The 13,037-nt window shown below is 40.3% G+C and carries 9 protein-coding genes; 6 read left to right on the forward strand and 3 right to left on the reverse strand.

Annotated elements, in window-relative coordinates; genetic code table 11:
• Positions 1 to 54 precede the first annotated feature (54 nt).
• Together NST83_RS04285 and NST83_RS04290 are read left to right on the forward strand one after the other, a co-directional pair.
• On the forward strand, positions 55 to 180 hold the full coding sequence (locus NST83_RS04285; RefSeq protein ID WP_268794278.1) for an SHOCT domain-containing protein: 126 nt from the start codon (positions 55 to 57) through the stop codon (positions 178 to 180).
• 90 nt (positions 181 to 270) lie between these two features.
• Positions 271 to 1,893 carry a recombinase family protein gene (locus tag NST83_RS04290; protein ID WP_342416697.1) on the forward strand — a complete coding sequence of 541 codons (1,623 nt, stop codon included), beginning with the start codon at positions 271 to 273 and terminating at the stop codon, positions 1,891 to 1,893.
• 29 nt (positions 1,894 to 1,922) lie between these two features.
• Here NST83_RS04290 and NST83_RS04295 read toward each other — a convergent pair whose 3' ends face one another.
• From NST83_RS04295 to NST83_RS04305, 3 genes are all read right to left on the reverse strand, one after another.
• Positions 1,923 to 2,210, reverse strand: coding sequence for a hypothetical protein (locus NST83_RS04295; protein ID WP_342416698.1), 288 nt, complete (start codon positions 2,208 to 2,210; stop codon positions 1,923 to 1,925).
• A 147-nt stretch (positions 2,211 to 2,357) separates the two neighbouring features.
• Positions 2,358 to 2,762, reverse strand: a complete 405-nt coding sequence (locus tag NST83_RS04300) for a hypothetical protein (protein ID WP_250243268.1) — start codon at positions 2,760 to 2,762, stop codon at positions 2,358 to 2,360.
• Between the two features lie 20 nt (positions 2,763 to 2,782).
• On the reverse strand, positions 2,783 to 5,680 hold the full coding sequence (locus tag NST83_RS04305; protein ID WP_342416699.1) for a contractile injection system protein, VgrG/Pvc8 family: 2,898 nt from the start codon (positions 5,678 to 5,680) through the stop codon (positions 2,783 to 2,785).
• Between the two features lie 726 nt (positions 5,681 to 6,406).
• Between NST83_RS04305 and NST83_RS04310 the strand changes: the two genes are divergently transcribed.
• The 4 genes from NST83_RS04310 to NST83_RS04325 are packed head-to-tail and all read left to right on the forward strand — an operon-like array spanning position 6,407 to position 12,955.
• Complete coding sequence (locus tag NST83_RS04310; protein WP_342416700.1) at positions 6,407 to 6,994, forward strand: restriction endonuclease subunit S; 588 nt, start codon at positions 6,407 to 6,409, stop codon at positions 6,992 to 6,994.
• A gap of 3 nt (positions 6,995 to 6,997) precedes the next feature.
• Positions 6,998 to 10,054: an HsdR family type I site-specific deoxyribonuclease gene (locus NST83_RS04315; protein ID WP_342416701.1), complete on the forward strand. Its 3,057-nt coding sequence runs from the start codon at positions 6,998 to 7,000 to the stop codon at positions 10,052 to 10,054.
• Positions 10,055 to 10,096: 42 nt separating this feature from the next.
• The gene (locus NST83_RS04320; protein ID WP_342416702.1) at positions 10,097 to 11,320 is read left to right on the forward strand and encodes a restriction endonuclease subunit S; all 1,224 of its coding nucleotides are present in this window, start codon (positions 10,097 to 10,099) and stop codon (positions 11,318 to 11,320) included.
• A gap of 18 nt (positions 11,321 to 11,338) precedes the next feature.
• On the forward strand, positions 11,339 to 12,955 hold the full coding sequence (locus tag NST83_RS04325; protein WP_342416703.1) for a type I restriction-modification system subunit M: 1,617 nt from the start codon (positions 11,339 to 11,341) through the stop codon (positions 12,953 to 12,955).
• Positions 12,956 to 13,037: the final 82 nt, after the last annotated feature.

The raw sequence follows: 13,037 nt of genomic DNA on the forward strand, positions 1-13,037 counted from the left end.
TCTATCGGCTTGCCCTAGAGGTGAGCCATTTTTATTTCAAAGGAGCACATACATATGCAACGAAAATCCATCGACTACCTACTCAGTCTGAGCCTATTGAAGCAATTGAGATCACAAAATGTCATTACAGAAGAAGAGTTCATAGCGATTGATGAGCTTAATAAAAAGTCTTTCAAGTAGCTATAACATGGGCAGAAATGGACTTGATGATGTGCCGGAAGCATTATACCATGTGACCGTATAAAGAAGATATCGAAGGGAGAAACACCTATGGGCCAAGCTGCAACCGCAAAAAAAGTCGTGATCGTTCCCGTGAAAACGTTGGACATCGTAGAAGGAATTCAATCGATTCAAAAGAAGAAAGTCGCTGCCTATTGCCGGGTTAGTACCGATTCCGAGGAGCAAAAGGAAAGCTATACCAATCAGGTCAATCATTATACCCAATACATTCAAAACAACTTGGAATGGGAAATGGCTGATATTTACGCAGATGAAGGCATCACCGGAACCACCACTAAAAATAGAACACAATTTAATCGCATGATACAGGATGCCCGAAACGGTAAACTGGATCTCATACTGGTCAAGTCGATTTCGAGATTTGCGAGAAATACACTGGATTTATTGAAATATGTACGGGAACTGAAAAGTCTCGGAGTTGCTGTATTCTTTGAACGGGAGAATATTAATACGCTAGATACCACAGGTGAGGTATTGCTGACCATCCTGAGTTCCCTTGCCCAAGACGAGAGTCGGAATATTTCTGAAAACAGCCGATGGGGAATATTGCGTGGCTTCCAAAACGGTAAAGTCTTCTGCAACACCACTCGCTTTCTCGGCTACGATAAGGACGAGCAGGGGGAACTGGTGATTAACGAGTCAGAAGCCGAGATTGTACGCAGAATATACGAGGAGTATTTGGATGGAAAAAGCTATCAGGTGATAGCCAGAGGATTGATGCGAGATCACATTAAAACAGTCACGGGTGGCGATACGTGGTGGGATTCCTCCATTACCTTAATTCTGACCAACGAGAAATATTACGGAGCTTTGCTTCAGCAAAAGACGGTAACGGTAGATTTTCTAACCCACAAACGAATCAGGAATAAAGGACAGGAGCAGCAATATTTAATTGAGGACAACCATGAACCGATTGTCTCGAAGGAACTATTTGAAGCGGTGCAAAAGGAAAAGGAACGGAGGGCCAAGCTGAAAGGGAGTGTGATGGGGGAGAGTAAAAGATACTCCAGTAAATATGCACTCAGTAGCAAAGTATATTGTGGATGCTGTGGGGCCATTTTTAAACGCCGAACCTGGAACAGCAATAATCCATCCAAAAAAGTAGTATGGCAATGCAAAACGTATGTCAATAAAGGTAAAGTAGCCTGTGATGCCAAATCAGTCGATGAACCCATTTTACATTCCGCGTTTGTACGATTGTTCAACCGGATGTATAAGAATAAGAAAGGATTCATGAAGACGTTGAAAGCCAATATTGAATCGGTACTTTCCAGCAGAGTAGGGCAAGAACCGCTATTGGACATCGAAGGACAGATGCAACAATTGAAATCCGACTTGAAGGAATTAGTGAATCTTAAGCTACGGAATCAGATGGATGAGACGGTTTATGCTGAAGAAACAAACAGGCTTTCCAGTGAACTAAACGAGCTACGACAACAGAAGCTGACACTGGAGCAGGAGCATGAGCAGCAAGCAAAAATCAAGGAGCGTGTAGATGAGATTATTCAAGTACTAAGCACACAGCAGGATATACTGGAACAATTTAATGATAACCTATTTAATGCGTTGGTGGAGAAGATCACGATTCTCTCACCAGCGCATTTTGTTTTTACCTTGAAAAGTGGAATGAGCATAGACGAAATACTGGACTAACGAAACCATAGACTAAAGTGATCAATGGGCTAACGAGTAAATGTGGGTTGTATGACGGGAAGGATCAATCGAATCCCGTCTTTTACTCCTTCCATATAGATGGACTGTTTGTCCTGACTTAGTTGATAGCCTATTGCTTCTTCCCATTCAGATAGCAGACGTTGAATATCTTCGTTTTGGTTGGTTTTGAATTGATCCATTTGAGTGAATAGATTTTTGTCCTCAGATGAACATGAAGCCTGTTGTTCACTGGCGAGTTCTAATTGATAAAATCGTTGGCGTAATGCTTCCAGAAACCAATCTGGCCAATTTGGCATAACGTATTTTCCCTCCCGTTGTTTGAGTGTGTGTATGTTAACTCTGATGGGGAGGGATGGCAAGTCATTATTTAATAACCTAATTAAGATGATACGAGTTATTGATGAATCTTTATCAATAGTTCGTTTGTTTAGAATATTAAAATATTAAGAAGAGTAGAATTCTTCTACAGATAGTGCCTCTATAGAACTGCAATAAAAATCAATAAATCCAAATCCATCATTCTCTCCATAGCCACTGTCGTCATGGACATGATATTGTTGGCTACTTACTAACCCTGATTTTTTCATATCATGGATAACCAAACTATCATTTAAGGGTAATGTTGTTGCTTTTCGTAGTGTAAGATCGTAAACGTTGTGATATCTTATTTTTATTTTAAAGGGTTCCTTTGTTTCTAAAATAATTACACAGAAAGAAATATCTAAGCTCCCAATATAGTTATCTTCATAATCAGCCTCAATTTCGTAATCAATTTTAACTATTCTTTCGTAAGCCCAAGCGCCAAGCTTATTTAGTTTATTTGTTATGATTTCGTAATTTTTAACCATATTATTCTTCCCCTCACTTATTAATCAACAAATTTTATCCTATTTGTTTTACGATCTATTTTACCTCTTCTCATTCTGCCTGTGGAAGGGTCAATGAAATATACAATTTTTTCTTTAAGAGTTTTTCCTGCATCTTGATAGATATACTCATGCAAATGCGGATCAGTGTGATGAGCAGAATTGCCATGATCGCTATAATCAACTCTATATTTTTGTTTTCCTCCTTGGTCATAAATGACTCTAGACTTTTCGACCTGTCCACTAGAGCCTAATCTATTAAAGTCTAATCTATCCCCAGGGGTTCCTTGTGTAGGAGCATAGTTGTTTTTATAATAATTATCAGGTAAGAATGGCTCCTTTGCAAAATCATCATTTTTATTGTTCAGCCCAGCTTGAGTTGTAGGTTTAAAAGGCTCAGACGAATTTTTTGTGGTGACGCTTTTTTGATCTATTTTTTGTTGGATTCTCCGTATGTTTTCCTTTGCAAGTCGAGCGCTCTCAGAGGCTCCTTCTTTTCCCATTCTGGAGAATTCATTTTTGAGAGCTCTGCCTTCACCACCTCGACCATCAAGTGCCAACGGCTCTCGTGTTATATTTGCATAGCTCATCCATCGTTGTTCTTCTGGTGTAATGCCCACTTGGTTGGATAGGATCAAAAAGTCCCCTGGATAATTTTGTTTCCAGTCATCGTAGTATTTAAAATCTGGATCTCCATTTGCTTTACGAACTACCCCGTCCTCCGCACGGTAGCTTCCTAGTGGAATTTCAGGTCTGTAATTCTCATATGCAGCCCAATGTTGATGGTCTCTATTAATTTTCTCATACTCTTCATCACTAATCTTAGGAGGAGAGTTTTCTTTTTCTGCTTTCTGGGCAGCTTTAGCTCTAGCTTCTTCTTTTTCTTTATAATCCCTGAGCATTTTATCTTGAACACTTTTAGGAACCTGCTGGTATGCATGAACCATAGCATTCGATTCTTTCAGCAGGTTCTGAACTAACTCCAATGGGCCACCTGAATCAGTCAGATGACGTGCACTCGTGTACACTTTCCCCAGTATCCACTTGCTATAGTAGGCTTGTCTGGCTTGCTCATGCTCGTATTGACTGATCAACCCTTGGAGCGCTAAACCAGCCAAGTGTTTCAGTGGATGAACTCCGCTATCCTTGCTGCCTCCAATCGTAGGAGTTCCCTTGCTCCGAACGGGGATTGCTGCGGTTGCTTGTAAAATGGTTGATGCTACTTTACCTGCTGGCCCACCTACCGTATTCAACATCACATTGGCTACGTTCCCAACTACCGGAATGGAACCTAATAGCTTGGATATCGTCCCCATCAAAGCATTAGCCTTCTGAAGCTCAGCTGGAGTCGTAATTTTTGCTTTAGGAGTAGGGGCTTGGCTGCTCTTGGCTGCTGATTGAGCTGCTTCATATGCTTTTATACTCATTAATGGTGGCTCTGGGACAGGAGGGAGGTCAGCCACGAAAACGGGTGCTTTCACCGTTCCTTCCTGATAAATTACTGGAGCGTGGGTATCCGTCTCCCCATCCAGCACCATGCTGCTGGCTCCACCTTTTAAGTATAGCGCCGTACCAGCTTCGAGTGATAGTTCCTCACCTGCATCGAGCCTCACATGACCACCCTGAATTTGTACATCCCCCGGACTGTTGATGGTGATGCCCGTATCCTCGTGCAGTGTAATAGAAAATCCATCGGAGGTAGAAAGGGTCAGTTCTTGCTCAGACATTTCTACGCCGCTACCTTGCACATGTTGCCATACCTTCACATTCGGCTGTCCATTTGTGTGGCGTTGTTGTCGTAACGAATCCGTCACATAGGCATCCTGTTCGCGGTGTGTAGGCAGATACAGTTCTACTTGTTCCCCGATCTCAGGCATATCGTACCAGCCACTGTGTTCTTCGGCTACATATCTTGTCGCCACGGGAAACCAGCAGGCTTTGGCAGGATCTTGCTTCGGATCGATGTCCAGTTGAAGCTGTACGAAATCCTGTTGTACCTTGAGCACCGTTCCCGTTAGTGAAATTCCAGTAGCCTGATCGTTTTCATAACGGGCATAGCGGATATTCTGTTCGGCTTGAAGATCATAACGGGTGCGCAGTAAGCCATCTGCTAACTGTGTCACTGCCCGAACGACGACCAGTTCTTTGCCTTGTCCAATGGGCAACGTGATGAGGTCACCTAGCGCGTAGTATTGCAGACTTTCAATCATATAGGTGACATAAGAGCCAGCACGTTGTTCTCCGGGCTTTTCCGCATCCAACTCATGAAACGTTTTTCGTACCCTGTAAAACACATCTCGTTCCACTTTGTGCTGCTTGCCTTCCGGCATCCCGAAGAAAACCTTGGGCGAGGCTGCGGTCACTTCTGGCACAAGTATTGAACCAAAGTGAGAAGCGAGGCGTTTTAAAAATGCCCAATCGGTCTCCTCATATTGTAAAACAAAAGTATCCAGTTTGGCATAATTAGTTATGGTATCAATGGCGTCTCCATACTCATATTTACGAACCATCGAGGTGACCAGTTCATCATAGGTACGGTGAATATCCTGATAGGAACGTTTTTTCAGCTTGATATCCATTTGATAGGAATGGGAAGCAGCCTCCAATTCAAAGGTGTATACTCCACGTATACAATGTACGGTCATACGCGTAACAATCCCGTGGAACAGCCTTCTCAGCGATTGTCCCTGATCATCCAACTGACGAATGACAATTGGCTCTTGCTCCATATCCTGCCCGATGCATGCGACTCCTTGTTCTTCTGAGAGCAGCCCACTGATATGTAAAAAGGTATGATCATTAATGGTACGTGTTATTTGAAGTTGTTCGATGTGTTGTGGCTGAAAGGGACCATAAAAGCGTAGGCTTTCATACCCGATCCCATCTGATAATATGCTCAAGTGAGTTCATAACTCCTTTCCAAATGTGATAGCTGTTTCCTCAATTAAAGGACGTCATTTTTAATTCGGTTCTGGAGGTTTAGAGGTGATATTTAAATAACAACCCAGCATATGTATTTATCGGTCAAAAGAGATATTTAGTTTACAGAATGACCCATTGGAAGTGGTATTTACAATGTGTATTTTTGGAAGGGATAGGTGTGGGAAGAGAGAAAGCTGATAGTAATTTTGAGCAATTGTCTTTCAAAGTCAGGAACAGGGCTGATTTAATCGTGATCATTGATTCGGGTAAATTAAATACAGGCTCATATTGAATCAGTGGGATCAATAGAAGTGAAGTGAAGCAGGGCATTATCTGGAAAAAGGAGTGTTCTGGGAAGGAGTAGCTTTTGATAATATAGGTAATATATATAATAAAAAGGAATATATCCCTTTCGCTGTCTCGACACATGTGGAGTGCGTGGTAGTAATATATTTGAAATAGGTTGGTGGCAATAGGTTAAATGGTTTTTAACTAAATATAGAAGTGTGTTTTATGTTCCCCCGGACGAATGGTTCGGGGGATTTTTTTGACCCCCGGGGTCTTACTTTTACGCAGAAAAGAGTGGCGAAGTGCGATAATATGAAATATAATCGTATTTCATATTATCGTTTGACAAAACAAATTGGATGTGATTTAATGTGTAATATAGAATTATTTCAAAAAATGCAATCTGATGTTTGAGGGTGATTTATTTGGAGAAAAGAGGATTAAAAGAGTTCGTAACATTCGTTCCAGGTATAAATCCAACAAGGGCGCAAAAACAGTTTAGTACTCAAGTAATAAATTATTATGACCAGTCGTCTTTTGAAGCTGATTATAATCACGAGGACGTAGTAGTTGAAGATGAGTCAAAGTCTTTATCTCAAAATAACATATCATTAAATGAAGGTGACGTTGTTATCAGTAACTCATTACAGCTTGCAACAATGGTCGGTAAAATTAATGTTGGTAAAGTGTTGTCCCTCAACTTCACAAAAATAGAGTTTGATAGCGAAAAACTTGATAAGAGATATTTTCTTTTCTTATTTAATGCTTACAAAGATGTGAAGCGACAAAAAGAAAGGGAGTTACAGGGGAGTGGCCCTGTTTTAAGAATTCCGCTTCGTGCACTTGGGGAAATTATTGTTCCTGTTGTTCCGATCGAGGAACAGAAGAAAATAGGCGCTATTTACGCAGAAACATTGAAGTTGCAAAGTAAGTTAAACAAATACGCAGACTTGATTGAGCAGTTTACCAGCTCAATAATAGAAGAAACCTTAAAGGGGAAATAATCAATGAAAAGTCAATCAGAGTTAGTATTTGAAAATGAAGTCGTCGATTATTTGACCAAAATCGGTGGAGTAAAACAATGGGAGTACAAAAAAGAAATCAAAACAACCGAACAACTCTGGGATAACTTTAAAATAATTCTAGAACAAAACAATCGTGCTCGTTTAGATGAACCATTGTCTGTCACTGAATTTAACCAGGTGAAGAAAATCATCACTAGTATTGAATCACCTTACCAGGCTGGACAATTTTTGTACGGTGTTAACGGGGTTTCTGAAATAGAAGTTGACCTTGACAATGGTAAACATGTATTTTTGACAGTATTCGACCAAGCCCAAGTAGGCGGCGGAAACACTGTTTATCAAGTGGTAAACCAAATAAATCGGCCAAAAGTTATTGATGGTAAGCCAAACCGTCGATTTGACGTGACGTTGCTTATTAATGGTTTGCCAATTATTCAAATCGAATTAAAGAAAGCACTTCACAGCACTACAGAATCCTTGAATCAGATGGAACAGTATATTGCTGAGAAACAATTCAGTGGCATCTTTTCAACCTTGCAGATTCTAATCGCGATGACACCGTTTGATATTCGTTACATGGCAAATACCCCACTCAAAAGCTTTAACCGAGCTTTTGCTTTCAACTGGCAAAACGAAGATAATGCTCGCCCTATTCGTTCATGGAAGACGTTTGCGGATAAAGTGTTGTCCATTCCGATGGCTCATGACTTGGCAACACGCTATATGGTACTTGATGGTACAAAAAACAAAGAAAGTATCAAAGTCATGCGTCCTTATCAAGTCTATGCCACAAAGCGTGTGCTTGATAAAGTTAGAAAGTTTGACTTCAAGTATGATGATGGTAGATTAGGATACATTTGGCACACGACTGGCTCAGGTAAAACAATCACAAGTTTTAAGACAGCGTGGCTTGCAAGCCGTCTATCTAATGTGGATAAAGTTGTCTTCTTGGTTGACCGAATCGCACTTACCAACCAAACCGCTGATGCCTATAAAGCCTATGATCCTGTTGCGGGTTTTGAAGGGAAAACTGGTGTGGTGGGTGACACAGCCAATATCTCAGATCTTCATCGCAAACTAACGAAGAAAAGCGATAAGAACATCATTGTGACAAGTATCCAAAAGATGTCGCGTTATGTAGCACGGGATAGCTTCAAGCCACTTAATGAGAGTATTCTTTTTATCGTTGATGAAGCCCACCGTTCAACTGGTGACGGTACTGAAAATGAAGGTATGCTTGAAACGATCCGAAAAGCTATTCCTAATTCTGCTTGGGTTGGCTATACTGGGACACCGAAATTCCCCGAAACGCGAGAAATCTTTGGTGATATTCTACATGCTTACACTATCAAAGAAGCGATCGCGGATAAAAACGTCTTAGGGTTTAACGTTGAATTCAAGGAAACGATCGAGGCTCCTGAAAATCCCACCGAAGATGATATCGATGATAATATTCGTGGTAGTGTTTACGACTATAGTCCAGAACATGTGAAATTAGTAGTGAAGGACATATTCGATAACTGGAAGAAACGTTCAAATGACCGCAAATATAATGCCTTGTTTACAGTCCATGTTGGCGGTAACAAAGCAAGTACACCAAGAGCGATGGAATACTTCGATAAGTTTGCTGAAGAAAATGCGAATCGTCCAGCAGATCAACGATTAAAAGTTGCAGTGAGTTTTTCGGTAGACACATCCAATAGTATTCATCAACTGAAAACGAACGAAAACTTGCATAGAGCCATTAAAGTCTATAACGCATTGTTTGACACAGCATTTGATATGACGACAGTTAAAGCCTACACAGAAGACTTAGCACGGCGGCTTAACAAGACAGTTGACGATGGTAACTATTTAGATTTGGTAATCGTTGTGGATCAACTTTTGACCGGTTTTGATGCTCCTGAGATGAATACGCTCTATATTGACCGAACACTTAAGGGTGGGAACTTGATCCAGGCATACTCACGTACAAACCGAATGCATAACCTTGTCGATAAGCCTTGGGGAAATGTCGTGAACTATCGTTGGCCGGAGCAAAACGAGTATGAAATGAATAAGGCTTTTGCTATTTATTCAAATCGTGCATCTGCCGATGAACAGCTTTCACTTGAAGAATTGAAGAAAGGCAACGAAGAGTTTGGTATCACTTCCAAACCATTTAGCAAGGTTCAAGCTGAGATGCAAGAAGTCATCAAGAAGCTTTCAACGCTCACAGACGATTTTGTACAATTACCACCAAGTGAAAAAGCACAGGATGAAGTCTTTGAGAATTTGAAAGAGTATAATCGCTTGTTGAGTCAGTTGAAACAATATACTGAAGACGATGACAAAAATCCTATATCCGCCTATGATAATGTTGAAGAGTTCTATGAACGATTAGGTATTACTGAAGAGCAAGAAGTCATTTTAACAACTGTGATCGCCGGTGAGTTGAAAGAACGACGTGCAAAGCGAGAAGACATTGATATTTCGCAAGTCAATCTCGCTATGGTTCATATTCACGATGTTACCATCAACTATGATTATTTGATTGATTTGATCGCCCGGATGGCTGACGAAGTTCACGCGAACGAAATGTCGAAAGCGGAAAGTACACGTGATGAAATCCATGTTGAAATTGCCAAGTCTGACAATGAAAAAGAAAAATCTAAGATGCGTAACTTTGTATCTAAGATTTTCTCGAAAGATTTTGAATTTGATAGTTATCCAGCACCTCGAAGTGTTGAAAAAATGAACCAAGCCATGGATAAAGCACAAAAGGAAACGAATATCCAGCTTGTAACGAATTTCATCCGCACTTGGGGGCTTGACAACAGCACAAAACCTAAGGAACTTGAAATGTTGATAAAAAAACACCGATTAGGTCAAGAGGATATGGATAAACAAGGTGAGATAACTGCAATCATGAATGATGCAAGGGCTGATTATAAAGAAATCGCAGTTGAAGAGATTGCAGCATTAACCTGGGTACGATACCGAATTGAATTCCGCAAGGCATTTTATGAAATGGCCGATGAAATTAAGAAGGGAGAATAGTCAAGTGATGAAATTATGCGGAATACAAAGAGGAGATCAAAAATGAGCGATAAAATAAAAAAAATGCCTGAAATCAGATTCGCAGGATTTACTGACGCTTGGGAACAGCGTAAGTTGGGGGAGATTTACACGGAAAGAAACGAAAGAGGTAATAATTCTTTACAAATTCTTTCGGTTTCAATTCATCACGGTATTTCAAACGGTGAATTAGACAGCAGTTCATTGGGTAAGAAAGTTCGCAGAAGTGAAGATAAATCCTTGTATAAAGGTGTGCGTTCCGGCGATCTAGTATTCAACATGATGCGTGCTTGGCAAGGAGCGATCGGCGTAGCAAAAATAGAAGGAATGGTAAGCCCTGCCTATATTACGGCCATTCCGAATGAAAAATTATTTCCGCCATTTATGGATTATTGCTTGCGGCGGCATGAGATAATTACCCAGATAGATAATTTTTCTTATGGGGTCACGGATTTCAGAAAAAGGCTGTATTGGGATTCGTTTTCCAAAGTTTCGTGTCTTATTCCTTCTGTTCCTGAACAAATCAAAATCAATTCGTTCTTCAATCAACTCGACAACCTCATCACCCTTCACCAGCGTAAGTTAGAACTATTGAAGGATACGAAAAAGGGCCTGCTTCAAAAAATGTTTCCGAAAGATGGAGCCGGTGTTCCTGAAATTCGCTTTGCAGGATTTACGGATGCTTGGGAACAGCGTAAGTTGAGTGACGTGCTAACTGAACGTAATGTTCAGCATCCACAAAACAAGAATTATCCACTAGTATCATTTACTGTTGAGAAAGGTGTTACACCTAAAACAGAACGTTACGAACGAGAACAGCTTGTTGTGGGTGATAAAGCTGCTAAAAAGTATAAAGCCACTGAGCTAAATGATATCGTCTATAATCCTGCTAACCTGAAGTTTGGTGCGATTTCACGAAATAGTTATGGAAAAGCGGTGTTCAGCCCAATCTATGTGACGTTCGAAGTAAATGACAAGTTAGCATTTCCAAGCTATGTCGAAATGTTCGTCACACGACAAGACTTTATTCGGTATTCATTACGGTATCAACAAGGTACTGTGTACGAACGCCAATCAGTTAGCCCGGAAGATTTATTGAGTTTGAAAATTTTATTGCCAGGCAAGGAGGAACAGCTCCAAATTGGTAATTTCTTTGAGCAACTCAACGTCACTATCGCTCTTCAGAAGCGTGAGTTAAATTCGCTTGAAAATTTGAAGAAATCACTGCTTCAACAAATGTTTATATAAGAAAAGGAGATTACACAAATGAGTAATGCAAGAGATATTACATCAAAGCTATGGGAAATGGCTAACAAACTACGTGGAACTATGGATGCAAGTGAGTACAAGAACTATATTTTGCCATTTATGTTCTATCGCTACTTATCAGAAAATCAAGATGAATACTTAAAAGTCAATGATTTGGAAGAGTTCTACGAAGTGACAGAAGAGACTGAAAAAGAAGATTACCTTGAAGAAATCAGTAAAGGTATTGGATATGCGATTGACCCAGCCTACACTTGGGATAAAATCGTATCAAAAATTGAAAATCACAAAATCAAAGCTAGTGATTTCCAAGACATGTTTGACTCGTTCAATACAAATGCCAAACGTAACGCGATCGCAGAAGCGGACTTTGCTAATGTATTTTCAGATGTTAACCTCGGGGACACACGTCTAGGCTCAAGTACAAACGAACGTGCAAAGGCTTTGAATGATATCGTTTTGATGATTAACGAGTTTACTTTCAAAGACGATTCCGGTCGTGACATTTTGGGTGACGTTTACGAGTATTTGATTGGGCAATTTGCTGCCAATGCTGGTAAAAAAGGTGGGGAATTCTATACACCTCATGAAGTTAGTCAAGTTTTGGCGAAAATTGTTACGATTGACGCAGCTGGTACTAGCAATCAATTCCGTGTATATGACCCTACTATGGGATCGGGTTCACTTCTATTGACAGTTCAAAAAGAATTGCCAAATGGTAACGAAGAAGGAAGCGTTGAGTTTTACGGTCAAGAGTTGAATACGACAACTTATAACTTGGCCCGCATGAACTTGATGATGCATGGGGTGAATTATCGCAATATGGAGTTGAAACGGGCAGACACACTTGATGCTGATTGGCCATTTGCAGAAAAAGATGGCACACAAATTCCTTTGAAGTTTGACGCGGTCGTATCAAACCCACCATATTCTCAGAATTGGGATACAAAAGACGTTGATCGAGAAAAAGATACACGTTTCAAGGGTTATGGTGTAGCACCTGCTTCTAAGGCAGATTATGCCTTTGTTCTTCATGGACTGTACCACTTGGATAAAGCTGGAACAATGGCTATCGTGTTACCGCATGGGGTACTTTTCCGTGGTGCGTCTGAAGGTAAAATCCGTAAAAATATCATCGACAACAATCTGTTAGATGCTGTTATTGGATTACCAGCTAACTTGTTCTATGGCACAAGCATCCCAACTTGTGTGCTGGTGGTCAAAGGTCGTGAAGCTCGGAAAAGTAAAGATATCTTGTTTATTGATGCTTCAAATGAGTTTGAAAAAGGAAAGAACCAAAACAAACTCTCTCCTAAAAACACCGAAAAAATTATCGAAACTTACAGTAACCGTAAAGACGTTGAGAAATATGCTCATGTGGCATCCTTGGATGAAATCAAAGAAAATGAGTACAATTTGAACATTCCACGTTATGTCGACAAGTTTGAAGAAGAAGGCGGTATTCCACTTTCACAAGTGGCTCAAGAGTTGTCAGAAGTAAAAGCAGATATTACGAATTCATATGAAAAATTGTTTGAGCTTTTGAACGAGTTGAACGGGACAACCGATGAAGCCAAAGAAGAACTGAGTAAATTTATTAATCTTTTAGGTAAATAATAGTGTTAGAAAAGAGCTAAGGAGGATTTTAAACCTTGGCTCTTTTCACAAACACTTGGGAACAGCGTAAGTTATTTTTGAT

It is taken from the genome of Paenibacillus sp. FSL R10-2782, assembly GCF_038592985.1.
Classification (GTDB): domain Bacteria; phylum Bacillota; class Bacilli; order Paenibacillales; family Paenibacillaceae; genus Paenibacillus; species Paenibacillus terrae_C.